Source organism: Citrobacter sp. CtB7.12 (assembly GCF_001297795.1).
Classification (GTDB): Bacteria; Pseudomonadota; Gammaproteobacteria; order Enterobacterales; family Enterobacteriaceae; genus Citrobacter_A; species Citrobacter_A amalonaticus.
In genome coordinates, this window is the sequence record NZ_LIFT01000007.1 from 200,966 (window position 1) to 227,032 (window position 26,067).

Sequence of the window (26,067 nt, forward strand, 5' to 3'; positions counted from 1 at the left end):
ACGGCGGCTTTTTATCGACGGAGCAATCTGTTTTCGTTACCAGGTATCTTGCAAAAAAAGTGGGATCGCTCGTACAAAAGAAATGAGTAGAAAATCATTTGAGAGAATTAAACGTATTATCTTGCAGGTGAGGGAAATAATCTTGTTTTGCCTTTACTAAATACAGTTGTATAACCGCCATACTCGCTTTATTTTATCCTCATTATATTGTTCAGGATAAATTTCTGCTTGTGGAGGTTGTCATGTATCAACGCTGCTTTGATAATGCCATGGAAAGCCTTTTTGACCAGGGCAAAACCCCGCGATTTTCCCGATTTGTCATTAGTGATGATCCCCGTTGGGAGTCCGGTCATCATGTTCATGACAATGAGACCGAGCTGATTTATGTCAAAAAAGGCATCGTCAGATTAACGATCGACTCTTCCCTTTATGTGGCTCACGAAGATGATATTGTCGTGGTGGAGCGGGGGCGGTTACATGCCGTGACATCGGATGTGAACGTGCCAGCCACCACCTACACCTGCGCGCTGTATGGCTTTCGCTTTCAGGGCTGGGAGGAAAACCAACTGCTACAATCGCATTCCTGTCCGGTGGTTGCCGTCGGCCAGGGAAAAGAAGTGATCAAAAGTATTTTTAATGAGCTCGGGGTGATGCTGCCGCAAAGTAAAAATGGCCTGACGTCGTCCGTCTGCGATGCTTTTGCCTATGCGTTGACGGTGCTCTTCTTTGAGAACTTTAAAAATGCATATCGTTCGGAACAAGGACATATTAAAAAAGATGTTCTGATTAAAGATATTCTGGTCTATCTCAATAATAATTATCGGGAGAAAATTACGCTTGAGCAGTTATCAAAAAAATTTCGTGCCAGCGTCAGCTATATTTGTCACGAATTCACCCGCGAGTACCATATTTCACCGATTAATTATGTGATTCAGCGGCGGATGACCGAAGCGAAATTTGCCTTAACCAATACTGATTCTTCACAGGCCGAAATTTCCTGGCGTGTCGGGTATGAAAATGTCGACCACTTCGCGAAGCTGTTTTTGCGCCACGTCGGCTGTTCGCCAGGCGATTATCGTAAACAGTTTAAAAACAGCCTGACAGAGCAGGCCTGCCTGTTGTCCGACGTCTGAGTTTATGTGTCATCATCGGTAAGCGTTTGAATGGCCGGATACGATGCAAGTACCGTATCCGGCCTGTCGATTACTTGTTCTGATAATCCTTCAGGATCTGCCGACCTGCGACATAAATCATGATCTCATCCGTCCCGCCGCCAATCCGTTCACAACGGACATCGCGCCAGAATCGGGAGACACGCGCTTCGTCGGTATAACCCAGCCCGCCCATAATCTGAATTGCATCGTCAATCACTTCCATCGCGGTGCGGGCACAATACAGTTTCGCCAGCGCGGCGCTGGTACGCAGTGACTGCTCCTGATCGGCCTGCCATGCCACCTTCAGCACCATATTGCGCATGTTGTCGACTTTGATTGCCATCAGCGCCAGCTTTTCCTGGATCATCTGGTTGTGTCCAATCGGTTTGCCAAACGCAATGCGCTGGTTGGCATAACGTGCGGCATCCTCAAAGGCGCATTCGGCGAAGCCGGTACTGCGCGCAGCGTTGATCAGACGTTCCATCTCAAAGTTATACATCACGTTGAGAAAGCCCATGCCTTCTTCGCCCACCATGTCGCTTTCATCCACCTCAACGTTGTCGAGATAGACTTCGCAAGTGCTGAGCATATGCCAGCCGATTTTGTGCAGCGGATTGATTTTGATCCCAGGCTTGTTGGACTCCACCCACCAGAGGGTAAAGGCTTTCTTCGGATCTTTTGGCTCGGGATCGCGCGCCAGCACCAGCATGTATGGGTACTCTTTGGCGCCGGTAATAAACGTTTTCTGGCCGTTCAGGTACACCTTGCCGTCTTTGCGCGTGTAGCTGGTGGTGGCGCTGTTGTTGTCAGAACCCGCACCTGGCTCGGTTAACGCCAGGGCATAGGCCGGATCGCCGGTCTCCAGCGTGCTTTCCGCCGTTTTCCGCAGTTGTTCTGGCGAGCCGAAACGGCGCATGCTGTGAATACACTGCCCGTTGGTGATCAGAAAGGCCGGGGCGCCGCATTTTGACACTTCCATCAGGGCCAGCATTTGGGTGACATAGTCTGCCGGAATACCGCCGAACTCTTCCGGTACGCCCAGCATGGAAATCCCGTTATCCGCCAGCGCACGCATAAACTCTCTGGGGTAGGTCGCCGTCTGGTCGCAGGTGCGGAAATACTCTTCCGGAAAATTGCTGGTGATCAGTTCCCGGATACTGGCAAGCAGCAGCTCTTGCTCTTCGGTTAAAGAAAAGTCCATCATCATACTCCTTTTAATTCGCCGCTTCCGGCAGTTCAAAACCCATGGTGGCGTCGATAAATAATCTTTCATCCATCAGTTTCAGGTCTGGTGAAATAACCGGTGCGAAATCCATTTTCGCCAGAATATCGCGCTCCAGATCCACTCCAGGGGCAATTTCAATAAGATGCAGACCGTCCTCTTTTAGCGTAAATACCGCGCGTTCGGTGATGTAGCGCACGTCCAGACCGCGCTCGAGGGCGATTTTTCCGCTAAAGGTGATTTCCGGCAGTTCGCTGATGAATTTATTCACCCGGCCTTCCTGGACGATGGTTAATTTACCGTCGGCCACTTCTGTTTTCAGACTGCCAGCGGTTAGCGTGCCGCAGAAAACAATTTTCTTTGAGGTCGCGCTGATATCGATAAAGCCGCCAGTTCCCATGATTTTGCCGTTGAATTTGTGCACCCCGACGTTGCCGTGGCGGTCAACTTCCGCAAAGCTCAGATAGCAGACGTCCAGCCCACCGCCATGGTAGAAGTCAAACTGTGAAGTCATATCAAGTATGGCGCGAGTGTTGACGTTTGCGCCAAAAGCGACACCCTGGGAGGTGATCCCACCCACGGGGCCGGTTTCAACGGTCAGTACAAAGTCATCTGCACAGCCTTCCTCACGGGCCACCAGTCCAATGCCATCCGCGATGCCGACGCCAACGTTACCGACCGCACCTTTACGCATTTCAAACAAGGCGCGACGGGCAACCAGTTTGCGTTGGTTGAGGGGCAGAGAGAGCTGGGTGCTGTCGTCGAGGGTGAAATCGCCCGAGATAAACCGGTTCACCGGCGCGCCGCCGTACAGTTGCGTCTGGTCTGGGTCGACCACCACGATATCCACCAGATAGCCGGGGATACGTACGGATTTAGGATGCAGCGTGGCTTTCTTGACCATTTTCTGCACCTGCATCATCACGATGCCACCGTGGTTGTGCACCGCCTGAGCCAGCACCAGCGCGTCGAGGTACATCACCTCATCTTCAAACGAGGCATAGCCTTCGCTGTCGCAGGTGGTGGCGCGGATAAACGCGACGGTAGGCGCAATCGCTTTGTAGTAGAGATATTCTTTGTTATCAATCTCCACCAGTTTGATGAGGTCTTCTTTGGTGACCTCATTGAGCTTGCCCCCCTGTTGGCGCGGGTCGACGAAGGTGCCAATCCCGATATCGCTGAGGATCCCCGGCTGGTGGGCGGCAGACGCACGCAGAGCCTGAGTCAGCACCCCTTGTGGATAGTTATAGGCGACAATCTTATTTTGTTCCGCTAAATCCGAAATGCGTGGCGACTGCCCCCAGTGCCCGCACAGAGCCCATTTCACCAGGCCTTCCTGGGCCAGCGGGCTGATTCCGCGATCGGCGCGATCGCCCAGACCCGTCGGACTGATAATCGATAAATTCCGTGGCGTTTGCGTTTGCTTATATTTATCAGCTAAAGCGGTAATTAAGGTGGTGGCTTCCAGAATACCGCCGCCTGCGCCTAATATACACAGTACATCTTCATCTTTAATATAATTTACCGCGTCCTGGGCCGAGAGCACAGGCACGCGACCATTAACGCGTGGTGGTCTTTCAGGTTTCATATAAACTCCTGGATACCCGACAGAAGCCCTACGCCGCTGTGTTCAGGCGCAGGCCTCCGCTGAATATTCATGTGGAATATTCACTGTGGAATAAAATATATATTTAATGGCGGGAGAGAATCTGTCCCGCCTTTATTTCGTTAATTACGCCTGATGTAATATCGTTAATACCGTACGCAGATCGCTAACGGATATTTGTCCCGGTGCCGAAGCCTTTTTAACCGCGCCAAAGGTCGCCGCGGAGCCGAAGACTTCACCGGCCAGCCGTGAAATCACACCGGTTTTGGACATCGACATGGTGATCACCGGACGGTCAGCGTACTGTTCCTGCATTTTCAGCGTAGCGGAAAGCAGCGTCAGAACATCTCTGTGGTTCTGCGGCATCAGGGCGATCTTCGGAATATCGGCACCCAGTTCCTGCATTTTGCGCAGCCGTGCAACGATCTCTTCTTCTGCTGGCGTCTTGTGGAAATCATGGTTGGACATGATCACGCTGACGTTTTTGCTGTGCGCGTAGTCTACCGTCGCCTTGACCAGCTCATCACCGGTAAACAGTTCGAGATCGATCATATCCACCAGGCCGCTATCGACCGCTGCGCGATTCAGCGCGAGATAGGCGTCGGTTGAAATGGCCTGTTCACCCCCTTCCTTCGCACTACGGAACGTAAACAGCAGGGGAGTCTGGGGCAGTTCAGTGCGGATTGCGCGGACAGCCTCCAGGACGGCATCGGCAGAGGCGACATCGGCGAAATGGTCAACGCGCCATTCCAGAATGTCGAAATCCGCGTCGCGATAGGCCTGCGCTTCTGCGCGGACGCTGGCGATATCTTTGCCCATCAGCGAGACGATTATTTTTGGAGCCCCTTCGCCAATCACGAGGTTTTTTACGGTTACGGTTTTCATTTAATACCTTTTATCAGTCTTAGTTCCTGGCCGTCAGGCCGCAAACCCCATCACCTGTTTTACGTATTCCAGCGGAAAATCTTTGCCGGTCCACAGTTTGAACTGTTCAGCGCCTTGCCACAACAACATGCCGTAACCATCGATTGTTTTGCAACCGGCCTGTTGCGCTTGTTGCAATAACTTCGTCATATGCGGGTTGTAAACGCATTCGGTAACCAGCAGTTCCGGACGTAGCAGGCTCACGTCACTGACAATCGATTCATTTTCCAGCGGCTTCATGCCGACTTTGGTGCCATTGGTCAGGATATCCGCTGTCGCCAGCGCGTCAGCGAAGGCCTGCTGGTCAGCAAGGTCTGTCACCGTCACCACGCAGTCGGTGTTTTCATTCACCCGCTTAGCGAAGTCCAGCGCTTTCTGGAAAAATTCATCATTGCGGTTAAAGAGTTTAATCGCTTTGATCCCCTCAATGGCTGCCTGCGCACCAATGGCCGTGGAGGCGCCACCCGCACCCAGTAATACCATGGTTTTACCCTTGATATCGAAACCACTCTCTTTAATTGCGCGAATGTGACCGGTGCCGTCGGTATTGTAACCACGCAGGTAGCCGTCATCATTGACGATGGTATTAATCGCGCCAACCAGTTTCGCCGCCGGGGTCAGTTCATCAACAAATTCACAGGCCAGCTGTTTATTGGGCATCGATACGCCGGTCCCGCGCATTTTTAACGCTTTCAGCCCCTCGATAGCGCCAGCGAAGGTGCTGTTGTCGACCTCAAAGGCCATATAGGTAAACGGCAATCCGGCTTTCTCCAGCGCCTTATTTTGCATTTCAGGCGACAAACTGTGTCTGATGGGATAAGCCATTAAGCCGATCAGTTCATATTTCGCGGTTACATCCATAACATGACTCCTTAAATTGTCGCTTAACTTTTTGTTGAGAAATAACGTTCGCCCAGACGGATATCGTTTTGTGGAATATTAAAGACCCGGTAATAGCGAACAAAAACGATAATGCCGGTGATAAAGGCCAGCAGGGCAAAAGCGAAATCCAGTAAAATGATGTATTGCAGGCCGATGGTGGAGAGGTAACCGGTAATCAGCGGAATAACAAAATTCGCGAGGCCGCCCATCATCATATAAACGCTGGTGACTTTGGCTTTGCTCTTCGGAAAGAATTCCGACATCACCGACACGCCCAGTTGTAAAATCCCGCCCGCGGCAGAGAAGCCAATCACAAACGCGCCCGCGTTACACACCAGCGGTGACGGCCAGAGATAAATGACGGCCGCGGTAACGGTGGCCAGTCCGGCATTAAAGACGTTAGCCCAGATGGGGCGAACCATTTTTTTCAGCAGTGCGGCAAAGATAAAGACGCAGACCAGCGAACCCAGGCTGTAATACGTGATGGTTTTCAGCGCATCCGCTTCTTCCATTCCGGCGAAGGCCATGGCGTATTTCGGCATCCAGACCACGATAACGTAAAAGGTGGAAAACGCCGCCACGCCAAACATGACGGAAGCCACTCCTTCCAGCCAGACCAGCGGTTTGCTGTTCATCTGCGGTAACTCTTTAGCGACGCTGGCATCCACCAACTGGCCGGGGAATTGACTGCGCAGTAACATCAGGGTGATCAGTACAAACAGAATGCCAGGAATGATCACGCCATAGCCGTACCAGATGTTGTTGAGCAGCATATAGCCGACCAGCATCGGATAGAGCATCTGTCCGAAGGAGACCATTGCTTTGACGAGGATCACCGCGGAACCTGACGCTTTCGGGAAACATTCCATCAGTGCCGGGTAGCCTCCGGTATCAAGCGCAGAGTTGGCCACGCCAACGCAGACGGCGAGGACAAAGGCCACCATCAGGTTAGGACTGGCAGGGATGCCGAAGAAAAAGAGAATATATAACGCGGCACCCAACAAAATGATCGCCCGACGACCGAATTTATCCGACAGGACGCCAAAAAACAGAATACTCACCAGTCGACCAAGTCCGATGCCGGAAATTAAATAGGCGATCCCTGCGCTGTCGGTAGAAAACTTCGCGGCGAGTGAGGTCATATTTTGCGCCAGCGTAATGACGCTAATACCGTGGAGAAAATAGCTAAGATAAATACAGATGACCGCCAGGAAAAATGGCGTGCTGAAAGCCTTATTCTGTGACATTTTTTCAAAGCTCCTTGCCGGTTAATTTAATTCTGCTTTCGCCAGCGTTTTTATATCCGGCGATTTTTTATTAATATACGATGGTGAAACGACATGAACTACATAACATGACGTTTTCGTTACCAGGTATATTGCAGACGAAAGTGTGAAAACCCACGTATCCTGCGACGTTTAATTGTTAATAACGGCGTTAAACAAACTATATTGCAGTCAGTGATAAGAATATTGCATTCGGCGGATTCAGCCTTATTCCGCCACCGGTGACATCATCAATTGACGTTTCGTTTCGAGACGACTGCGGTAGCCAATAAATAGCGCCAACAAGAACCCCACGGCGGCAATACCGGTATCGAACCACATAATATCGGCGATGCTCCTTTGTGAGAGATGGGCCGTGACCAGCGGGATCGTAAAGGTAGCAATGCTGCCCGCACTGTAATAAATGCCGGTGGCTTTCCCTTTGGCATGCGGAAAGCGGGCGGCCATCAGGGTCAGACCGATTTGCACTACGCCCCCGGCTGATGAAAAGCCGATCACAAAGGCAAAGACGATCACGACATACATCGTGGGATGCAGGCACACCGTCAATAGCGCGACAAACGAAACAAAAGTGTACAGCATCAGCAAGGTGGTTGAACGCACCGTTTTGCGCACCAGCGGGGCGGTAATCAAAACGCAAAGCAGCGAACCGCAGGTGTAGATACTCAGCAGTTTGATCGACAGGGTATACGACATCCCGGCGACAAACTGACCATACTGCGCCAGCCACTGGCTGATGAGATAAAACGTCGCCATTGAGATGTAGCCGTACAGCGTATAGCTGGCAAGGTCGATAAATGCGCAGCGATGTCTTTCAGCCGGGCGCTGGTGCGGTTCGTGTGTCGGTGTGACCGGCGCGAGGCGGCGTCCAGGATGCGGTGGAAAGGCGCAGCGCAGTAAAAACAGACCGTTAACCAGCATGATGGCGGCGGCAACGATAAATGACCAGCCAAACCACAGTTCTGCCCAGACGAGCAGACTGATGATGATGGGCAGTAAAAACTGTCCGCCGGAGACAAACGCCTTAATCAGAATGTTGGCGGTGCTCGGCGAAGAGGGAAAGGCCTCCATCAGGCTGGGATAGGTCCCGGCGTCCAGGAAACTGTTCGCCATGCCCGCGAGGACGCCGAACGCATAAGCGATGATGATATTATGGGTCGTCAGAATACCGAAAAAGAACGTCACATAACAAAGCATCCCCAGAATGATGAAGGGGCGGCGGCCAAACCGATCGGATAATAATCCGGCGCAAAACAGCACGCTTAAGCGCCCGATGCCTAATGAGGAGATCACGACTGACACCCCAGCGGCATTGGTCTGCCACTGTTGTTCGAGCGATGCCATGTTGAGACTCATCAGGATGACTCCCATACCGTGCACCAGGTAATTGAGATACAGCCCCATCGCAGTGGGGAAATAGTGATTTTTCATGATGCCTGCTCAGCGAAATGGCTAATGATTTTCCCTGGTACGGGGTAAATACCCGTGCCTTAAAAGTACAATGGGTCTCTATATTTGAAGTTTCTTAGTATGAATCGCCAGTGGCAGGAAATATGTGGTCTAACACAATCGTTCCAGGTCGTGGGCATAGAGTTCGGCAGCAACGGATTGATAAATCTTCCAGTCAAGAAAACTGCCATCACGATAGACCGACTGAAAATCGGTTAAATCAGAAAAGAAACGCATGGTATTATTACCAATGCGATTGTTTATCTTCTCTATAATAGCATTAATACGTAATTTTCTTTTTCTACGCATTTCCAGCAGCGTTTCGGTAATGGCGGGAGGGGGGTCACATTCGCCATTTTCCCACTGCTGCCAGTCGGCGGCATTATAATCTGGCGCAATCCACGATACGCACTCTTCAATGGTCATTGCAAAAACATGACGTAATGCCTGTAGCTCATAAGCGTTCATCATTGAATGACCTCATATAAAAAAACAGTAAAGCATAAATAACATTATCAGGCTGATTTCGGCGTGAAGAGAGTCGCAGTATCTTGTGCAATATTATTTGTTATCGGCATGTGAAAAGGGGAATTCCCATGAAAAAAAGAGGGATAAAGGCAGAGGGAAGGATTATTTTGCGGTGAGACAGCCGCCATGTCAGGATAAAAAAAAAGCCCATCGTGGGAGATGGGCAAAGACTACACACAGCAATTCGTTGTTTCACTCAGGGGATTTCCATACTTATAAATCAATGTCTTGATCTATAACCGTGAGCTAATAATAGGGTATGGGGTGTTTTAGCGTCGATCAGATTCGTCTCAATAGTTTAAAGACTGTAAAGAATTTGCGATACAAATCAGGGACAACGAAGCGGGAACAGGAAAGACAGAGGCATCGCGCTACACTATTGATTAGCCGTGCTAAACATTCAGGCGACCACAGTCGCCTGCTGTCGTGCTATTTTTTAAGGTTTTCGATTTCACCCAGTTCTTCGAGGATCTCTTCAGGTTCGCTGGTCGGCACAGGCGCTTCGTTAACCCAGGCCGAGAACAGTCGCCATGAAACGGCCAGCAGTACCGGACCGATAAACAGCCCAATCATGCCAAACGCAATCAGGCCGCCAATAACGCCGGAAAGGATCAGGATCAGCGGCAAGTCCGCGCCCATACGAATCAGCATCGGGCGAATGACGTTATCCAGTGTGCCCACCACGCAACTCCAGGCCAGCAGCACGCTGCCCCAGGTCGTATCGCCACTCCAGTAAAGCCAGATAATAGCCGGAATCAATACCGGTAACGGCCCCAGTTGAACCAGACAGGAGAGGATCATCACCACGGAGAGCAGTGTGGCATAGGGTACGCCGGACACGGCCAGACCGATGCCGCCCAGCACCGCCTGCACCAGGGCAGTGACAACCACGCCCAGCGCCACCGCGCGGATCGCCTGGGCGGCCAGCAGCATCGCTGCGTCTCCGCGTTTTGCCGCCAGACGGTAGGCAAAATGACGAATACCCAACGCCACCGTCTCTCCACGCCAGTACAGCAGGGCGCTGAATAACAGCATCAGGCTGCAGTGCATCATAAAACGACCGATGTGAGCGGCCTGACCGACAAACCAGGTTGTTGTGGTGCCGATGTACGGGCGAACCTTCGCCATAATCGCCGTACCGCCCATATCCAGCAGGTTATGCCAGCCGGCATACAGTTTGGCGCCAACCAGCGGAATGCTGTTCAACCAGGCCAGGTCCGGCAACGTCATATCCCCGCTCGTGACGGCGTGGATCAGCGGTCCGCTACCGTCAACGATACTGTTGACCAGCAGGGCAATCGGGATCACAAACAGCAGTACTAATAAAAGTGTCATCACCAGAACCGCCAGCGAACGGCGGCCCCAGAGTAATTTTTGCAGGCGCAGTAGAACGGGCCAGGTCGCAATGACGATCGTCCCGGCCCAGGCAAAGCCCAGAATAAAAGGTTGAACAATCCAGAGACACGCCACAATCATGATGGCTAAAAACAGCACCGACAGCAGCACTTGTGCGATATCCCTGGGCTGACGAATATTGACCATAAACTCTTTTCACCTATGTAGTGCGTCAGATCGTTGACGCGACGCGACCGCTCGAAACACGTCTCATAATGATGAGCAATTTCAGCGGTTTTTGACAGGCGGATTCTGCCAGTATTTCTGTTGGGTGTATTAGAAAAAAATGTGATACAACAATAAGCAAACGATTAACTCCCACAACACACAGACCGCAGGAAAGGGTCACGATAATGATTCCACAAATTTCTCAGGCACCCGGCGTCGTTCAGCTGGTGCTCAATTTTTTGCAAGAGCTGGAGCAACAAGGATTTACCGGCGATACGGCAACCAGTTATGCCGATCGTCTGACAATGTCGACAGATAATAGTATCTATCAACTTCTCCCCGATGCCGTGGTTTTCCCTCGTTCAACGGCTGATGTGGCGCTCATTGCCCGCCTGGCGGCGCTGCCGCGCTTTGCCTCGCTGATTTTCACGCCGCGCGGCGGCGGTACCGGCACGAACGGACAGGCGCTCAATCAGGGCATCATTGTCGATATGTCCCGCTATATGAGCCGCATCATCGAAATCAACCCGGAAGAGGGCTGGGTGCGGGTGGAAGCGGGGGTGATCAAGGATCAACTGAACCAGTTTCTGAAGCCGTATGGCTATTTCTTTGCCCCGGAACTGTCCACCAGTAACCGGGCAACGCTGGGCGGGATGATTAATACCGACGCCTCCGGACAGGGTTCTCTGGTCTACGGGAAGACATCCGATCACGTGCTGGGGGTGCGGGCCGTGCTGCTGGGCGGCGATATTCTCGACACGCAGCCGCTGCCGGTCGCACTGGCGGAAACGCTCGGTCAGAGCAACACCACGATTGGTCGTATCTATCGCACTGTGTTTGAACGCTGCCGCGATAACCGTCAGTTAATTATTGATAAATTTCCCAAACTGAACCGCTTCCTGACGGGCTACGATTTGCGTCATGTATTTAACGATGACATGAGCGAATTCGATCTGACCCGTATTCTCACCGGCTCGGAAGGGACGCTGGCGTTCATTACGGAAGCGCGACTGGACATTACGCCGCTGCCGAAAGTGCGTCGACTGGTGAACGTGAAATACGACTCTTTTGACTCCGCGCTGCGCAATGCGCCGTTTATGGTGGACGCGCGCGCGCTGTCGGTGGAGACGGTTGATTCAAAAGTGCTGAACCTGGCGCGTGAAGACATCGTCTGGCATTCAGTGAGCGAATTGATTACCGATGTCCCGGACAAAGAGATGCTCGGCCTGAACATTGTCGAATTCGCCGGGGATGATGAAACAGTTATCGACGCGCAGGTGGCTTCCCTGTGCGAACGGCTTGACGAACTGATTGCCCGCGAAGAGGCGGGCGTGATTGGCTGGCAGCTATGCACTGAACTGGCGGGCGTTGAGCGTATCTATGCCATGCGTAAAAAAGCGGTGGGCCTGCTGGGTAATGCGAAAGGGGCGGCAAAACCGATTCCCTTTGCCGAGGACACCTGTGTGCCGCCGGAACATCTTGCTGATTACATCGCGGAGTTCCGCGCGCTGCTTGATGGTCACGGTCTGAGCTACGGCATGTTCGGTCACGTTGACGCCGGGGTGCTGCATGTGCGTCCTGCGCTGGATATGTGCGATCCACAGCAGGAGGTGCTGATGAAGCAAATCTCCGATGAAGTGGTGGCGCTGACGGCAAAATATGGCGGTCTGCTGTGGGGGGAACACGGCAAAGGTTTCCGCGCTGAGTACAGCCCGGCGTTTTTCGGTGATGAACTTTTCGCGGAATTGCGGAAGATTAAAGCGGCGTTCGATCCGCAAAACCGGCTGAATCCGGGGAAAATATGTCCGCCTGAAGGCATTGACGCACCCATGATGAAAGTCGACGCGGTCAAACGCGGCACCTGGGACCGGCAAATTCCGCTGGCCGTGCGCCAGACCTGGCGCGGCGCGCTGGAATGTAACGGCAACGGTTTGTGCTTTAATTTCGATGCGAAGAGCCCGATGTGCCCATCGATGAAAATCAGCCTCAATCGTATCCACTCACCCAAAGGGCGTGCGACGCTGGTGCGCGAATGGTTACGTTTGTTGGCGGATCGCGGTGTCGATCCGGTGCGACTGGAAAATGCGCTGGCAAGTAAACGACCCAGCCTGCGTTCTCTGATCGCGCGTACTCGTAACACCTGGCACGCCAACAAGGGCGAGTATGATTTCTCGCATGAAGTAAAAGAGGCGATGTCCGGCTGTCTGGCCTGTAAGGCGTGCTCGACGCAGTGTCCGATCAAAATCGATGTGCCGGAATTCCGTTCGCGTTTCCTGCAACTTTACCATACCCGCTACCTGCGTCCGCTGCGTGACCATCTGGTGGCGACGGTTGAAACCTATGCGCCGTTGATGGCCCGGGCGCCGAAAACCTTTAACTTCTTTATTAATCAGCCGCTGGTGCGCAAGCTGTCCGCAAAGCATATCGGCATGGTCGATCTGCCATTGCTCTCGACGCCGTCGCTGCAACAACAGATGGTCGGGCATCGATCGGCGAACATGACGCTGGAACAGCTTGAAGCGCTGTCGGATGTGCAGAAAGCCAATACGGTGCTGGTGGTGCAGGACCCGTTCACCAGCTATTACGATGCGCAGGTGGTGGCTGATTTCGTCCGTTTGATTGAGAAGCTGGGGATGCAGCCGGTTCTGTTGCCGTTCTCGCCAAACGGTAAAGCGCAGCACATTAAAGGATTCCTGACCCGCTTTGCGAAGACCGCCAAAAAGACCTCTGAGTTTTTGAACCGCGTGGCAAAACTGGGGATGCCGATGGTCGGTGTTGATCCGGCGCTGGTGCTCTGTTATCGCGATGAGTACAAGCTGGCGTTAGGCGACGCGCGCGGCGATTTCCACGTCCAGCTCGCCAATGAGTGGCTGGCAACCGCGCTGGCTTCGCAGGAACCGCGCGAGGTTAGCGGCGAATCCTGGTATTTCTTTGGCCATTGTACCGAAGTGACCGCGCTGCCCGGCGCGCCCGCGCAATGGGCGTCGATCTTTGCCCGCGTTGGCGCGAAGCTGGAAAACGTGAGCGTGGGCTGTTGCGGCATGGCCGGTACTTACGGTCATGAGGCGAAGAACCATGCGAGTTCGCTGGGCATTTATGAACTGTCATGGCATCAGGCGATGGAACGGCTACCGCGTAGCCGTTGCCTTGCAACGGGATATTCCTGTCGCAGCCAGGTGAAACGGGTTGAAGGCACGGGCGTGCGTCATCCTGTACAGGCATTACTGGAGATTATTGGATGATCTGGAAACGTGAAGTGACCCTCGACGCCCTCAATGCGATGGGTGAAGGCAATATGGTTGGCCTGCTGGATATTCGCTTTGAGCATATCGGCGACGATACGCTTGAAGCGTCAATGCCCGTCGACGGACGCACGAAGCAGCCGTTCGGTCTGCTGCACGGCGGCGCTTCTGTCGTGCTGGCAGAAAGCATCGGCTCGGTTGCCGGTTATCTGTGCACCCAGGGTGAGCAGAAAGTGGTGGGGCTGGAAGTTAACGCTAACCATGTTCGCTCTGCGCGGGAAGGGCGCGTGAAGGGGATCTGTAAGGCGATTCATACCGGCGCCCGTCATCAGGTCTGGCAGATTGACATCTATGATGAGCAGCAGCGACTGTGCTGTACTTCGCGGCTGACCACGGCAGTTGTGTGACGTTGTCACCAAAAAAGTGTGATCAGTATTGCTTTTGGTCATAATCTGCACAGCGAAAGGTGATATACTGTGCAGGTTTTGACCATAAGCGAGGATGATATGACTAGCCAACTAGACCCGGCCCAACTGGCAATTGAGTTTTTACGTCGTGATAAAACAGAGCTTTCTCCAGCCCAGTATCTCAAAAGACTGAAACAACTTGAGCTGGAATTTGCCGATTTACTGACGCTCTCTTCCACTGAATTAAAAGAAGAGATCTACTTTGCCTGGCGCCTTGGCGTTCATTGATTCAGCGATCGTTAACGTAAAAAGAACCCGACATGCGCGTCGGGTTTTTTTGTTCCTCACTGGCGGTATTACCACGCCATCTCGCCCGAATTCACTTTCGCGCTCAATTCCAGCGAACTTTCCTCTGCCAGTCCCGGCCACGCCGCTTTCATCGTTTTAATGACCCAGGGCGAACCTTGCTTCGCCGCCAGCGCCTGTTCGAACGATTGCAGATAATCCTGCGTGAAGCGGATGGCCCGATCGCCTTCAGGGCGCTCACCAAGGTAATGACCCGGAATAACCTGTGCAGGCTTTAGACTATCCATTTCAGTCAGAACATGACGCCATGATGCGCGTTGCGCTGGTGTCTGGGTGTCAGCGGTCCAGACGTGAATGCCTGACGCCACGCCCGTGCCGCCGAGAATGGTCCGGTTCGCTGGCACCCAAACATAGGCCGCGTAATCACTGGGATGACGCAGTTCCAGCGTTTCACCATCGATGCGAAAACGCGTTTCTGTGGTTGCCTGCGGGACGGTCAGCGCCGTTGGCGCACCCTCTTTCATCTGGGGTCCCCAGTACTGCAACTTAGCCTCTTTGGTGGCTTGAATATGCTCAACGACCCGTGGCGTGGCCAGTACCTTCGCGTCAGGAAAGGCTTTCACAATCTGCTGCAGGCCGAAATAGAAATCCGGATCGCCGGAGGTAATCACGATGGCTTTCAGCGTCTTGCCACGGGATTTAATCATCTCCACCAGCTTTTCACCGTCTTTAGTGCTGAACTGCGCATCAAACAATATCGCTTCCGTCGGACCGGATACTAACGTTGAGGAGACAGGGAAAATGGCGTTCTCCTGCGGGTTATAGACGTCAAGTTGCAGCGGCGCGGCAAACAGGGGGGAGGCGACAGCAGGCAACAGCAGGGCCAGCAGTTTACTTTTCATGAGGAATAGCCTTATGCAGATGAAATGGTCTTGTGTGTGGTCTGTATTTTAAGGGAATTGAGATCTGTTAGAATTCCCGTATCAGAACATGCTGAGTTTCATAAAACGATCGGATGGGTGGCGATGGACAGAGTGATGGCGGCGACGGTATTCAATCATATCTGCGATTTAGGCAGTCTGAGTGCGGCGGCGCGGGCACTGGGTCTCTCCCGGCCGATGGTGAGCCGCTATCTTGATGAGATGGAGAAATGGGCCGGGGCGCGGCTGATTCATCGCACCTCGCGCAGGCTGACAATTACCCCCGCCGGGGAGGAGGCGCTGGTGAAGACGCGAACTCTGGCGCAGCTCTCACAAGCGATTGGCGCGGCGTCGGCGGCAGACATTCCCAGCGGAACGCTACGCGTCGCCTGCGCGCACTTTACGGCAATGCATATTCTCGCCCCGATGCTGCCGGGATTTTTAGCGCGTTATCCCGAACTGCGCATTGAAGTTGAGATAAACAATCAGCCAGTCAGTCTGGTCGGTGAACGTATTGATGTCGCCATTCGCATTACCGATAACCCGGAGCCTGGCGCGATTGCCCGCCGACTTGGCGATTGCGAATCGGTTCTCTGCGCATCAGAGGCGTATTTGCGTCAGCACGGCACCCCACAGACGCTGGAGGATCTCACTCAGCATAACTGTCTGTATTACAGTGGGTTTGCAGGAAAAACGTGGCACTTTCTCAACGAGCAGGGCGAGGCGGTCTCGGTGGCGATCAAGGGGAATTTGAGTGCCGGGATCTCGTCTTTACTTTGTGAATCCGCGCTGGCAGGCATGGGGATAGCGCTGGTGCCGGAAAAGGAAGCGCGTGACGGACTGGCTCAGGGACGACTGGTTCGCCTGCTACCAACCTTGCAACCCCGACGCCTTGCCGTGTACGGCCTGTATCTTTCCCGTGAACATCAGCCCGCCGGGCTTCGGTTGTTTCTGGAGGCGATCCAGACCGCCATGCCGTAAAATCCATGAATTGATCTGACGTATAAAACAGCAGATAGCAATTTGTGTTAAAAATGACCTTTGCCGATATGAGACTATTCTTATCGCCCCTTCAAGAGCTAAGCCATCATGAGTGCCGGAGATAAGCGCCGGATGGGGCCGGAACCCTTAGGGCTGTTACTGACAACCTTAAGGGTTTTGTTTTTCTGTGCTTTCACGCTTCTCACGTCATTCCTATCCCTGAAATAGTCATTTTCTATACATCTTTACTGTTTTGACCAGTCCGGTCGATGACAGACGATAAAGTCATTATTAATCAGTACATTGAACAAATTCATCCATTCCTTTTAACCCACGTGGCAGGGTCTATGCTTAATAAAAGCGGTCAAAACAGGTGAAACACCGTAATGCCCCTGCTGTTGAGGGGTTGAAGTGAGAATCGTTATCACTAACATGGTGTTATAGCCTGATGGCTCACTATGCGAGGTAACCCTATGGAATTGCATTCAGGAACATTTAATCCGGACGATTTTGCCTGGCGCGGATTGACGCTAACCCCGGCGGCAGCGGCCCATATTCGCGAACTGGTCGCAAAGCAGCCGGGCATGCTGGGCGTGCGCCTGGGCGTTAAACAGACGGGATGCGCGGGTTTTGGCTATGTGCTGGATACCGTCAGCGATCCGGAAAAAGACGATCTGCTGTTTGAGGTTGAAGGCGCGAAGCTCTATGTCCCGTTACAGGCGATGCCGTTTATCGACGGCACGGAAGTGGATTACGTCCGTGAAGGATTAAACCAGTTATTCAAATTTCATAACCCGAAAGCCCAGAACGAATGCGGCTGTGGCGAAAGCTTTGGGGTATAGGCGGTACTATGTCTCGTAATACTGAAGCAACTGACGATGTCAAAACCTGGACCGGCGGCCCCCTGAATTATAAAGAGGGTTTCTTTACCCAACTGCAAACAGACGAGCTGGCGAAAGGGATCAACGAAGAGGTGGTGCGCGCCATTTCGGCTAAACGTAATGAACCGGAGTGGATGCTGGAGTTTCGCCTGAATGCGTACAGAGCGTGGGTCGACATGCCGGAGCCGCACTGGCTGAAGGCGCACTACGAGAAACTGAATTATCAGGATTACAGCTACTATTCCGCGCCGTCGTGCGGGAATTGCGATGAGACCTGCGCCTCTGAGCCGGGGGCGGTCCAGCAAACCGGGGCAAACGCCTTTCTCAGCAAAGAAGTTGAGGCTGCGTTTGAACAACTTGGCGTACCGGTACGCGAAGGCCGTGAAGTCGCGGTGGATGCCATTTTTGACTCCGTCTCTGTTGCCACCACTTATCGTGAAAAACTGGCGGAGCAGGGGATCATTTTCTGCTCCTTTGGTGAGGCGATACACGATCATCCCGAACTGGTGAAACAGTATCTTGGCACCGTCGTGCCCGGCAACGATAACTTCTTCGCCGCGTTGAATGCCGCAGTCGCCTCTGATGGCACTTTTATCTATGTGCCGAAAGGCGTGCGCTGCCCGATGGAGCTTTCAACCTATTTTCGCATTAACGCCGAAAAGACCGGGCAGTTTGAACGCACGATCCTGGTAGCGGATGAAGGCAGCTATGTAAGCTATATCGAAGGCTGTTCCGCACCAGTGCGCGACAGCTATCAGCTGCACGCGGCGGTCGTGGAGGTCATCATCCACAAAGACGCCGAGGTGAAGTACTCCACCGTCCAGAACTGGTTCCCTGGCGATAACAACACCGGCGGCATTCTGAACTTCGTCACCAAACGCGCGTTGTGCGAGGGTGAGAACAGCAAAATGTCATGGACCCAGTCGGAGACGGGGTCAGCCATCACCTGGAAATACCCCAGCTGTATTCTGCGCGGCGACAACTCGATCGGCGAATTTTATTCGGTGGCGTTAACCAGCGGTCATCAGCAGGCGGACACCGGTACCAAGATGATCCACATCGGTAAGAACACCCGCTCGACCATTATTTCGAAGGGGATTTCCGCCGGACACAGCCAGAACAGCTACCGCGGACTGGTCAAAATTATGCCGACCGCCACCAATGCCCGTAACTTTACCCAGTGCGACTCGATGCTGATTGGCGCCGACTGCGGAGCGCATACCTTCCCGTATGTTGAATGCCGCAACAACAGCGCGCAGCTGGAGCACGAAGCGACCACTTCACGGATTGGTGAAGATCAGCTGTTCTATTGTCTGCAGCGCGGTATCAGCGAAGAAAATGCGATCTCAATGATCGTCAACGGGTTCTGTAAAGACGTGTTCTCCGAGTTGCCGCTGGAGTTTGCCGTCGAAGCACAAAAACTTTTAGCCATTAGCCTTGAACACAGCGTCGGTTAAGGAAGAAACATGTTAACGATTAAAGATTTACAGGTCAGTGTGGAAGAAAAAGCCATCCTGCGTGGGTTGAACCTTGAGGTTCGTCCGGGGGAAGTGCATGCCATTATGGGACCGAACGGCTCCGGGAAAAGTACGCTTTCTGCGACGCTGGCAGGGCGTGAAGATTACGAGGTCACCGGCGGGTCGGTGATGTTTAAAGGGAAAGACCTGTTGGACCTGGCGCCGGAAGAAAGAGCAGGCGAAGGTATCTTTATGGCCTTCCAGTATCCGGTGGAAATCCCCGGCGTCAGCAATCAGTTTTTCCTGCAAACAGCGCTCAATGCGGTGCGTACGTATCGCGGCCAGGAATCGCTTGATCGTTTCGATTTTCAGGATCTGATGGAAGAGAAAATCGCGCTGCTGAAGATGCCGGAAGATCTGCTAACCCGCTCGGTAAACGTCGGTTTTTCCGGCGGCGAGAAGAAGCGGAATGACATTCTGCAAATGGCGGTGCTTGAGCCGGAACTGTGCATTCTCGATGAATCGGACTCCGGGCTGGATATTGATGCCCTGAAAGTGGTTGCCGATGGGGTCAACTCACTGCGTGACGGTAAGCGCTCGTTCATTATTGTCACCCACTATCAGCGCATCCTTGACTATATCAAGCCGGATTTTGTCCACGTCCTGTATCAGGGACGGATTGTGAAGTCTGGCGATTTCACGCTGGTCAAACAACTGGAGGAGCAGGGATATGGCTGGCTTACCGAACAGCAGTAATGCGCTGCAACAATGGCATCACCTGTTTGAAGCACAGGGTGAGACGCGTTCTGAACAGGCACAACAGCATCTCCAGCAGGTTCTGCGTCTGGGGCTGCCAACGCGCAAACATGAGAACTGGAAATACACACCGCTGGAAGGACTCAGCAACAGCTTGTTCGTCAGTCGTTATGCCGATGTTTCCCCGGCACAGCGCGATGCGTTAGCGCTTAACGTGGAGGCATTGCGACTGGTGTTTGTCGACGGGCAGTTCAACCCGACGCTCAGCGACAGTTGGGAGAACAGCGGTTTTGAGGTGGCGATCAACGACGAGCGCCAGACCCTGCCGGTCGCGGTACAACCGGAAGTGTTTTTGCATCTCACCGAAAGCCTGGCGCGTAGCGTGACCCATATTCGCGTTAAGCGTAACCAGCGCCCGGCAAAACCGCTGCTGTTGATGCACATCACCCAGGGCGTATCCGCAGAAGAGGTGAACACGGCGCACTATCGTCACCATCTTGAGCTGGCGGAAGGGGCGGAGACGACGATTATCGAGCATTACGTCAGTCTGAATGATGCCCGACATTTCACCGGCGCGCGCCTGACCATGAACGTGGCGGCAAACGCGCACCTGCATCACATCAAGCTGGTATTTGAAAACCCGCTCAGCCATCACTTCGCCCATAACGACATCTTGCTGGCGGCAGACGCGTCGGCGCACAGCCACAGCTTTCTGCTCGGCGATGCGGTGTTGCGTCACAACACCAGCACACAACTGAACGGCGAGAATACGACCCTCAGGATCAACAGCCTGGCGATGCCGGTGAAAAATGAGGTCTGCGATACCCGCACATGGCTTGAGCACAACAAAGGCTATTGCAACAGTCGTCAGTTGCATAAAACCATCGTCAGCGATAAGGGGCGGGCGGTATTTAACGGGCTGATTAACGTTGCCCAACACGCGATCAAAACGGACGGGCAGATGACGAACAATAATCTGCTGCTCGGCAAGCTTGCAGAAGTGGATACCAAACCGCAGCTGGAAATTTACGCCGATGACGTGAAGTGTAGTCACGGGGCGACGGTAGGGCGTATTGACGATGAGCAGATGTTCTACCTGCGCTCGCGCGGGATTGCTCAACGGGATGCGCAACAGATGATTCTTTATGCCTTTGCCGCAGAACTGACGGAAGCGCTGAGCGACGAGGCATTGAAACAACAGGTGCTGGCGCGGATCGGCCAACGTCTGCCGGGAGGCGTAGCATGACATTTCCCATCGACACAGTACGTGCGGATTTTCCAGTCCTCACGCGCGAAGTGAATGGTCTGCCGCTGGCGTATCTCGACAGCGCCGCCAGCGCGCAAAAACCGGCGCAGGTGATTGACGCGGAAGCTGAGTTTTATCGTCACGGTTATGCGGCGGTGCACCGGGGGATCCACACCCTCAGCGCTCAGGCCACCGAAAAAATGGAGAATGTGCGCAAGCTGGCATCGCTGTTTATTAACGCACGCTCTGCGGAAGAGCTGGTGTTTGTGCGCGGTACAACGGAAGGCATTAACCTGGTCGCCAACAGTTGGGGGCCAGAGAACGTCCACGCGGGCGATAACATCATCATCAGTGAGATGGAGCATCATGCCAACATCGTGCCGTGGCAGATGCTGTGCGCGCGGGTGGGCGCTGAGCTGAGGGTGATCCCGCTGAACGCCGACGGCACATTGCAACAGGAGATCCTGCCCACCCTATTTGATGAGAAAACCCGGCTGCTGGCGATAACGCACGTCTCTAATGTGCTGGGTACGGAAAACCCTGTCGCCGAAATGATCGCGCTGGCGCATCAGCATGGCGCGAAGGTGCTGGTGGATGGCGCTCAGGCGGTGATGCACCACCCGGTAGACGTTCAGGCGCTGGACTGCGATTTTTACGTCTTCTCGGGTCACAAGCTGTATGGCCCGACCGGTATTGGTGTGCTCTATGTCAAAGAGGCGCTGTTGCAACAGATGCCGCCCTGGGAAGGGGGCGGGTCGATGATCGCCACTGTCAGCCTGACGCAGGGGACGACCTGGACGAAAGCGCCGTGGCGTTTCGAAGCGGGGACGCCGAATACCGGCGGGATTATCGGCTTTGGTGCCGCGCTGGAGTATGTTTCAGCGCTGGGACTGGAGGCGATTAACGAATACGAACAGAACCTGATGCACTATGCGCTGGAGCAACTGAAGGCGGTGCCGGATCTCACGCTGTACGGCCCCACTGACCGTCTGGGCGTGATTGCCTTTAATCTCGGCAAACATCACGCCTATGACGTCGGCAGTTTTCTCGACAATTACGGGATCGCCGTGCGGACCGGACACCATTGCGCGATGCCGCTGATGGCTTTTTATCAGGTGCCGGCGATGTGCCGGGCGTCGCTGGCAATGTATAACACCCATGAAGAAGTGGATCGCCTGGTGACAGGCTTGCAACGAATTCATCGCTTACTGGGGTAACAGGGAGGCACTATGGCTGCGCTGCCGGATAGAGAAAAATTGTTGCGTAATTTTCAGCGTTGCGCTAATTGGGAAGAGAAGTATCTGTACATCATTGAGCTGGGACAGCGATTGCCGGAAATATCCGCAGCGGACCGTTGTCCTGAAAATACGATTCAGGGATGTCAGAGTCAGGTCTGGATAGTGATGCGCCAGAATGCGCAAGGCGTTATTGAACTGCAGGGCGACAGTGATGCTGCCATTGTGAAAGGGCTGATTGCGGTCGTCTTCATTCTGTATCACCAGATGACGGCTCAGGATATCGTGAATTTTGATGTGCGGCCGTGGTTTGAACAGATGGCGCTCGCGCAGCATCTCACACCGTCTCGGTCGCAGGGTCTGGAAGCGATGATTCGCGCGATCCGTACCAAAGCAGCAACGCTTAGCTAAACTCAATAGACAGCTTTCATCCTGTCAGGTAAGGCAGCCGGCTGTCTTACAGGATTATCAGCATTCTGGCCATGCCAGTGAATACAGGAGGTTGGGTATGAAACGCGCGTCTCTTATTACTCTAATGCTTATCGGCGCTTACAGCGCCATACAGGCTGCCTGGGCGGTGGATTACCCCTTACCGCCAGCAGGCAGTCGCCTTGTTGGACAGAATCAAACGTATACGGTGCAGGAAGGCGATAAAAACCTGCAGGCCATTGCCCGTCGTTTTGATACTGCCGCGATGCTTATTCTGGAGGCAAATAATACCATTGCGCCTGTGCCAAAGCCGGGCACCCTGGTAACGATCCCGTCACAGCTATTGCTGCCCGATGCGCCCCGAGAAGGCATCATCGTTAATCTGGCTGAACTGCGGCTGTACTACTATCCGCCGGGCGAAAATATCGTCCAGGTCTATCCGATCGGTATTGGTTTACAGGGACTGGAAACGCCGGTGATGGAAACCCGCGTTGGGCAGAAAATCCCGAATCCGACCTGGACGCCAACGGCAGGCATCCGTAAGCGCTCTCTGGAGCGAGGCATTACGTTGCCGCCGGTGGTCCCCGCCGGGCCGAATAACCCGCTGGGGCTCTTTGCACTTCGTCTGGCGCACGGTAATGGCGAGTATCTCATTCATGGCACCAGTCAACCAGACAGCGTGGGTCTGCGCGTCAGTTCCGGCTGTATCCGGATGAATGCCCCGGACATCAAAGCGCTGTTCTCCCAGGTTCGCACGGGAACGCCGGTGAGAGTGATTAATGAACCGGTGAAATATTCTGTGGAGCCGAGCGGACTGCGCTACGTTGAGGTCCACCGACCACTGTCGCCGGAAGAAGAACAAAACGTACAGACGATGCCGTATGTGCTGCCTGCCGGGTTCAGCCAGTTTAAGGCGATGAAAGAGGTGGATGATGGACTGGTGGATAAAGCGTTGTATCGTCGCGCGGGTTATCCGGTGGAGGTCTCTGCCGGGCAAACGCCAACGGTTGAAGCTACACCTGCTGTTCAGTCAGCGCAAAATGGATCAGTACAGGAAGAGACGCAGACGCAGTAGTGAGAGTAGCGGGAAGGAAGAACGCGAGACAAAAAAATGGCGCACAATGTGCGCCATTTCTATTACACAGGTACTATTACTTACGGTATTTAGTAGCCTGGTTGTCCAGACGCTGGTTAGCGCGAGCTGCGTCGTCTTTAGCAGCCTGAACGTCGGAACGCATTGCGTTCACGTCGTTGCTCAGCTGGTCAACTTTAGCGTTCAGAGTCTGAACGTCAGAAGACAGCTGATCGATTTTAGCGTTGCTGGAGCAACCAGCCAGCAGAGTAGAACCCAGGATTACCGCGCCCAGTACCAGTTTAGTACGATTCATTATTAATACCCTCTAGATTGAGTTAATCTCCATGTAGCGTTACAAGTATTACACAAACTTTTTTATGTTGAGAATATTTTTTTGATGAGAAGACGCTTATTTTTGATCGTTCGCTCAAAGAAGCATCGAAATGCGCAAAAACGGCTAAAAAACCGTGTGAAAACAGGCTGCTTCCATCGGATTCGTCTTAGATAATCTGTAATTAGATAGCTCAATCCGATTTGCATTTTTATTAATAGTGGCTATTGGAAAAATAAAAAAAGCGCCGCGAGGGCGCTTTTTAATCGAATTAATTCACTCGAGAATTATTACAGTACGTGAACAGATGCCGTGTTAGTCGTGCCGCTCGGTACCAGAGCACCAGAAACCATCACCACAACGTCACCTTTTTGAGCCAGACCGCTCTGCTGAGCAACCTCTTTACCCAGACGGTAGAAATCATCAGTAGACGCGATTTCTTTCACCAGATGCGCCACAACGCCTTTGCTCAGCACCAGCTGACGGGCTGTGACTTCGTTGGTGGTCAGCGCCAGAATGGTGGCGTCCGGGAAGTATTTACGCACTGCGCGAGCGGATTTACCGCCCTGAGTGGCCACCACGATCAGCGGTGCTTCCAGTTTTTCCGCGGTTTCCACCGCGCCACGGCAGACGGCTTCAGTGATGCGCAATTTGCGGCTGTCATTGTTGAAGTCCAGACGGCTGGTCATCACACGGTCGGTACGCTCACAGATGGTCGCCATGATGGTGACCGCTTCCAGCGGGTATTTACCTTTTGCGGATTCGCCTGACAGCATCACCGCATCGGTGCCGTCGAGGATGGCGTTCGCCACGTCGCCCGCTTCAGCGCGAGTCGGACGCGGGTTTTTGATCATGGAATCCAGCATCTGGGTCGCAGTGATAACCACTTTACGCGCACGGATACATTTTTCGATCATCATCTTCTGCGCGAAGATCACTTCTTCAACCGGGATTTCAACGCCCAGGTCGCCACGGGCAACCATGATACCGTCAGACGCTTCGAGGATTTCGTCGAAGTTGTTCAGGCCTTCCTGGTTTTCAATTTTGGAGATGATCTGGATCTTCTCGCCGCCGTGCGCTTTCAGGTGCTCACGGATTTCAACCACGTCAGAACGCTTACGGATAAAAGAGGCCGCAACAAAGTCAACGCCTTGTTCGCAACCAAAGATCAGGTCCTGTTTGTCTTTTTCTGCCAGCGCCGGCAGGGCGATAGAAACGCCTGGCAGGTTAACACCTTTGTTTTCGCCGAGGTCGCCGTTGTTCAGCACTTTACAGATGACTTTGTTGCCTTCGATCGCGGTGACTTCCATACCGATCAGACCATCGTCGACCAGTACGGTATTACCCACGGACAGATCGGAGGTGAAACCTTCGTAGGTCACGGCAACGATTTCGTTATTCCCCACCACGGATTTATCGGTGGTGAAGGTAAAGGTCTGGCCCGCTTTCAGGGAAACGTCGTTACCGCCTTCCAGCTTGATGGTACGGATTTCCGGACCTTTCGTGTCGAGCAGGATGGCCGCTTTCTTGCCGGTTTTGCTCATCACGTTGCGCAGGTTCTGGATACGCTGACCGTGTTCTGCATAGTCACCGTGAGAGAAGTTCAGACGCATGACGTTCATGCCCGCGTCCAGCATTTTGGTTAACATCTCTTCAGATTCGGTTTTTGGACCGATGGTGCAAACAATTTTCGTCTTTTTCATGACAGTCTTAGTCTTTAAGTTGAGAAGGATATGGAAAGCCGGCTTCCGGAACGCACTGACTGGAAGCTAAACCTGTATTACGAAAGTTGTGATGCCTCGCACTAAGGATAGGTGACATCGATAGAGCGTGCAGAGGAATGTGTGCTCGTCGTTCAGCCCGACAAAAAGGGACGTTTTGTAGTCTCTGAGTATGACAGGTCAATGTGCTGAAACCATTCAAGTGACAATTGTCACGCATTATACGCTGAAACAGACACAAAAGGAAAATGGAAACGGTGTTTCAGAATACATCCAGGCAGTTACACAACAAATTGTTATTAAACAAGTCGTGTCTGCCAATTGCGCAAACGCAAAAACCAGGCTGTGTTGCGCAACCCAACTTATTCCTTCAAGTTATAACAAATGACTTTTAAATCATTTCAAATCTAAATTACCCTGATTACACTCGTTTGGACATCCATACTGCTAAATAGCTGAAAGCGCT

23 protein-coding genes and 1 other RNA gene are annotated in these 26,067 nt (G+C 53.1%); 12 read left to right on the forward strand and 12 right to left on the reverse strand.

The genetic code is table 11. The features are described 5' to 3' along the window. Positions 1-242: 242 nt before the first annotated feature. Positions 243-1,133, forward strand: coding sequence for an AraC family transcriptional regulator (locus AOY24_RS11285; protein ID WP_044328159.1), 891 nt, complete (start codon positions 243-245; stop codon positions 1,131-1,133). 70 nt (positions 1,134-1,203) lie between these two features. Here AOY24_RS11285 and AOY24_RS11290 read toward each other — a convergent pair whose 3' ends face one another. The 9 genes from AOY24_RS11290 to ydiK form a co-directional block, all read right to left on the reverse strand. Further along, on the reverse strand, positions 1,204-2,355 hold the full coding sequence (locus AOY24_RS11290) for an acyl-CoA dehydrogenase (protein ID WP_042319326.1): 1,152 nt from the start codon (positions 2,353-2,355) through the stop codon (positions 1,204-1,206). A gap of 13 nt (positions 2,356-2,368) precedes the next feature. After that, positions 2,369-3,964, reverse strand: a complete 1,596-nt coding sequence (locus tag AOY24_RS11295; RefSeq protein ID WP_044254768.1) for an acyl CoA:acetate/3-ketoacid CoA transferase — start codon at positions 3,962-3,964, stop codon at positions 2,369-2,371. Positions 3,965-4,108: 144 nt separating this feature from the next. After that, a complete protein-coding gene (gene aroD / locus AOY24_RS11300; protein ID WP_054176642.1) occupies positions 4,109-4,867 on the reverse strand; it encodes a type I 3-dehydroquinate dehydratase in 759 nt (252 codons plus the stop codon). 33 nt (positions 4,868-4,900) lie between these two features. Then, positions 4,901-5,767 (reverse strand): quinate/shikimate dehydrogenase, encoded by an 867-nt coding sequence (ydiB, locus tag AOY24_RS11305; RefSeq protein WP_044328161.1) that lies wholly within the window; start codon positions 5,765-5,767, stop codon positions 4,901-4,903. A gap of 23 nt (positions 5,768-5,790) precedes the next feature. Further along, positions 5,791-7,035: an MFS transporter gene (locus tag AOY24_RS11310; protein ID WP_043000853.1), complete on the reverse strand. Its 1,245-nt coding sequence runs from the start codon at positions 7,033-7,035 to the stop codon at positions 5,791-5,793. Between the two features lie 246 nt (positions 7,036-7,281). Then, the gene (locus AOY24_RS11315; protein WP_043000852.1) at positions 7,282-8,505 is read right to left on the reverse strand and encodes an MFS transporter; all 1,224 of its coding nucleotides are present in this window, start codon (positions 8,503-8,505) and stop codon (positions 7,282-7,284) included. 129 nt (positions 8,506-8,634) lie between these two features. Continuing rightward, positions 8,635-8,991, reverse strand: a complete 357-nt coding sequence (locus AOY24_RS11320; protein WP_054176684.1) for a YdiL family protein — start codon at positions 8,989-8,991, stop codon at positions 8,635-8,637. A 195-nt stretch (positions 8,992-9,186) separates the two neighbouring features. Further along, positions 9,187-9,294, reverse strand: an RNA gene (rprA, locus tag AOY24_RS23835) — antisense sRNA RprA. 186 nt (positions 9,295-9,480) lie between these two features. Further along, on the reverse strand, positions 9,481-10,593 hold the full coding sequence (gene ydiK / locus AOY24_RS11325; RefSeq protein ID WP_043000851.1) for an AI-2E family transporter YdiK: 1,113 nt from the start codon (positions 10,591-10,593) through the stop codon (positions 9,481-9,483). A gap of 206 nt (positions 10,594-10,799) precedes the next feature. Here ydiK and AOY24_RS11330 point away from each other — a divergent pair, with 206 nt between their 5' ends. From AOY24_RS11330 to AOY24_RS11340, 3 genes are all read left to right on the forward strand, one after another. Continuing rightward, entirely contained in the window at positions 10,800-13,856 is a 3,057-nt protein-coding gene (locus tag AOY24_RS11330; protein ID WP_054176643.1) for an FAD-binding and (Fe-S)-binding domain-containing protein, read from the forward strand. Next, positions 13,853-14,263 carry a 1,4-dihydroxy-2-naphthoyl-CoA hydrolase gene (menI, locus tag AOY24_RS11335; protein WP_043000849.1) on the forward strand — a complete coding sequence of 137 codons (411 nt, stop codon included), beginning with the start codon at positions 13,853-13,855 and terminating at the stop codon, positions 14,261-14,263. The genes AOY24_RS11330 and menI overlap by 4 nt, the downstream gene beginning before the upstream one ends. A 99-nt stretch (positions 14,264-14,362) precedes the next feature. After that, the gene (locus tag AOY24_RS11340; protein ID WP_042282711.1) at positions 14,363-14,551 is read left to right on the forward strand and encodes a YdiH family protein; all 189 of its coding nucleotides are present in this window, start codon (positions 14,363-14,365) and stop codon (positions 14,549-14,551) included. Between the two features lie 68 nt (positions 14,552-14,619). Here the strand turns inward: AOY24_RS11340 and AOY24_RS11345 are convergent, their stop codons facing one another. Next, positions 14,620-15,471 carry a Vmh family MBL fold metallo-hydrolase gene (locus tag AOY24_RS11345; protein WP_054176644.1) on the reverse strand — a complete coding sequence of 284 codons (852 nt, stop codon included), beginning with the start codon at positions 15,469-15,471 and terminating at the stop codon, positions 14,620-14,622. 123 nt (positions 15,472-15,594) lie between these two features. On the opposite strand from AOY24_RS11345, the gene AOY24_RS11350 reads away from it, so the two are divergent. The 8 genes from AOY24_RS11350 (at position 15,595) to AOY24_RS11385 (ending at position 23,549) form a co-directional block, all read left to right on the forward strand. Further along, positions 15,595-16,470, forward strand: a complete 876-nt coding sequence (locus tag AOY24_RS11350) for a LysR family transcriptional regulator (protein WP_054176645.1) — start codon at positions 15,595-15,597, stop codon at positions 16,468-16,470. Between the two features lie 473 nt (positions 16,471-16,943). After that, on the forward strand, positions 16,944-17,312 hold the full coding sequence (gene sufA, locus AOY24_RS11355) for a Fe-S cluster assembly scaffold SufA (protein ID WP_043000846.1): 369 nt from the start codon (positions 16,944-16,946) through the stop codon (positions 17,310-17,312). A gap of 8 nt (positions 17,313-17,320) precedes the next feature. Further along, entirely contained in the window at positions 17,321-18,808 is a 1,488-nt protein-coding gene (sufB, locus tag AOY24_RS11360; RefSeq protein WP_054176646.1) for a Fe-S cluster assembly protein SufB, read from the forward strand. A 9-nt stretch (positions 18,809-18,817) separates the two neighbouring features. Next, complete coding sequence (gene sufC, locus AOY24_RS11365; protein ID WP_043000844.1) at positions 18,818-19,564, forward strand: Fe-S cluster assembly ATPase SufC; 747 nt, start codon at positions 18,818-18,820, stop codon at positions 19,562-19,564. After that, a complete protein-coding gene (sufD, locus tag AOY24_RS11370) occupies positions 19,539-20,810 on the forward strand; it encodes a Fe-S cluster assembly protein SufD (protein WP_054176647.1) in 1,272 nt (423 codons plus the stop codon). Before sufC ends, sufD begins: the two co-directional genes overlap by 26 nt. Then, positions 20,807-22,027 (forward strand): cysteine desulfurase SufS, encoded by a 1,221-nt coding sequence (sufS, locus tag AOY24_RS11375; RefSeq protein WP_044254740.1) that lies wholly within the window; start codon positions 20,807-20,809, stop codon positions 22,025-22,027. The genes sufD and sufS overlap by 4 nt, the downstream gene beginning before the upstream one ends. A gap of 12 nt (positions 22,028-22,039) precedes the next feature. Further along, positions 22,040-22,456 carry a cysteine desulfuration protein SufE gene (gene sufE, locus AOY24_RS11380; protein WP_043000841.1) on the forward strand — a complete coding sequence of 139 codons (417 nt, stop codon included), beginning with the start codon at positions 22,040-22,042 and terminating at the stop codon, positions 22,454-22,456. Positions 22,457-22,553: 97 nt separating this feature from the next. After that, on the forward strand, positions 22,554-23,549 hold the full coding sequence (locus AOY24_RS11385) for a L,D-transpeptidase family protein (RefSeq protein WP_054176648.1): 996 nt from the start codon (positions 22,554-22,556) through the stop codon (positions 23,547-23,549). A gap of 76 nt (positions 23,550-23,625) precedes the next feature. On the opposite strand, the gene lpp is transcribed toward AOY24_RS11385, so the two are convergent. After that, the gene (gene lpp / locus AOY24_RS11390; RefSeq protein WP_001082307.1) at positions 23,626-23,862 is read right to left on the reverse strand and encodes a murein lipoprotein Lpp; all 237 of its coding nucleotides are present in this window, start codon (positions 23,860-23,862) and stop codon (positions 23,626-23,628) included. Between the two features lie 308 nt (positions 23,863-24,170). Beyond that, complete coding sequence (pykF, locus tag AOY24_RS11395) at positions 24,171-25,583, reverse strand: pyruvate kinase PykF (protein WP_043000839.1); 1,413 nt, start codon at positions 25,581-25,583, stop codon at positions 24,171-24,173. Positions 25,584-26,067: the final 484 nt, after the last annotated feature.

Coding starts and splice junctions, on each gene's coding strand:
- AOY24_RS11285 (WP_044328159.1), top strand. CDS start 243: ATGTATCAACGCTGCTTTGATAATGCCATGGAAAGCCTTTTTGACCAG.
- AOY24_RS11290 (WP_042319326.1), bottom strand. CDS start 2,355: ATGGACTTTTCTTTAACCGAAGAGCAAGAGCTGCTGCTTGCCAGTATC.
- AOY24_RS11295 (WP_044254768.1), bottom strand. CDS start 3,964: ATGAAACCTGAAAGACCACCACGCGTTAATGGTCGCGTGCCTGTGCTC.
- aroD (WP_054176642.1), bottom strand. CDS start 4,867: ATGAAAACCGTAACCGTAAAAAACCTCGTGATTGGCGAAGGGGCTCCA.
- ydiB (WP_044328161.1), bottom strand. CDS start 5,767: ATGGATGTAACCGCGAAATATGAACTGATCGGCTTAATGGCTTATCCC.
- AOY24_RS11310 (WP_043000853.1), bottom strand. CDS start 7,035: ATGTCACAGAATAAGGCTTTCAGCACGCCATTTTTCCTGGCGGTCATC.
- AOY24_RS11315 (WP_043000852.1), bottom strand. CDS start 8,505: ATGAAAAATCACTATTTCCCCACTGCGATGGGGCTGTATCTCAATTAC.
- AOY24_RS11320 (WP_054176684.1), bottom strand. CDS start 8,991: ATGAACGCTTATGAGCTACAGGCATTACGTCATGTTTTTGCAATGACC.
- ydiK (WP_043000851.1), bottom strand. CDS start 10,593: ATGGTCAATATTCGTCAGCCCAGGGATATCGCACAAGTGCTGCTGTCG.
- AOY24_RS11330 (WP_054176643.1), top strand. CDS start 10,800: ATGATTCCACAAATTTCTCAGGCACCCGGCGTCGTTCAGCTGGTGCTC.
- menI (WP_043000849.1), top strand. CDS start 13,853: ATGATCTGGAAACGTGAAGTGACCCTCGACGCCCTCAATGCGATGGGT.
- AOY24_RS11340 (WP_042282711.1), top strand. CDS start 14,363: ATGACTAGCCAACTAGACCCGGCCCAACTGGCAATTGAGTTTTTACGT.
- AOY24_RS11345 (WP_054176644.1), bottom strand. CDS start 15,471: ATGAAAAGTAAACTGCTGGCCCTGCTGTTGCCTGCTGTCGCCTCCCCC.
- AOY24_RS11350 (WP_054176645.1), top strand. CDS start 15,595: ATGGACAGAGTGATGGCGGCGACGGTATTCAATCATATCTGCGATTTA.
- sufA (WP_043000846.1), top strand. CDS start 16,944: ATGGAATTGCATTCAGGAACATTTAATCCGGACGATTTTGCCTGGCGC.
- sufB (WP_054176646.1), top strand. CDS start 17,321: ATGTCTCGTAATACTGAAGCAACTGACGATGTCAAAACCTGGACCGGC.
- sufC (WP_043000844.1), top strand. CDS start 18,818: ATGTTAACGATTAAAGATTTACAGGTCAGTGTGGAAGAAAAAGCCATC.
- sufD (WP_054176647.1), top strand. CDS start 19,539: ATGGCTGGCTTACCGAACAGCAGTAATGCGCTGCAACAATGGCATCAC.
- sufS (WP_044254740.1), top strand. CDS start 20,807: ATGACATTTCCCATCGACACAGTACGTGCGGATTTTCCAGTCCTCACG.
- sufE (WP_043000841.1), top strand. CDS start 22,040: ATGGCTGCGCTGCCGGATAGAGAAAAATTGTTGCGTAATTTTCAGCGT.
- AOY24_RS11385 (WP_054176648.1), top strand. CDS start 22,554: ATGAAACGCGCGTCTCTTATTACTCTAATGCTTATCGGCGCTTACAGC.
- lpp (WP_001082307.1), bottom strand. CDS start 23,862: ATGAATCGTACTAAACTGGTACTGGGCGCGGTAATCCTGGGTTCTACT.
- pykF (WP_043000839.1), bottom strand. CDS start 25,583: ATGAAAAAGACGAAAATTGTTTGCACCATCGGTCCAAAAACCGAATCT.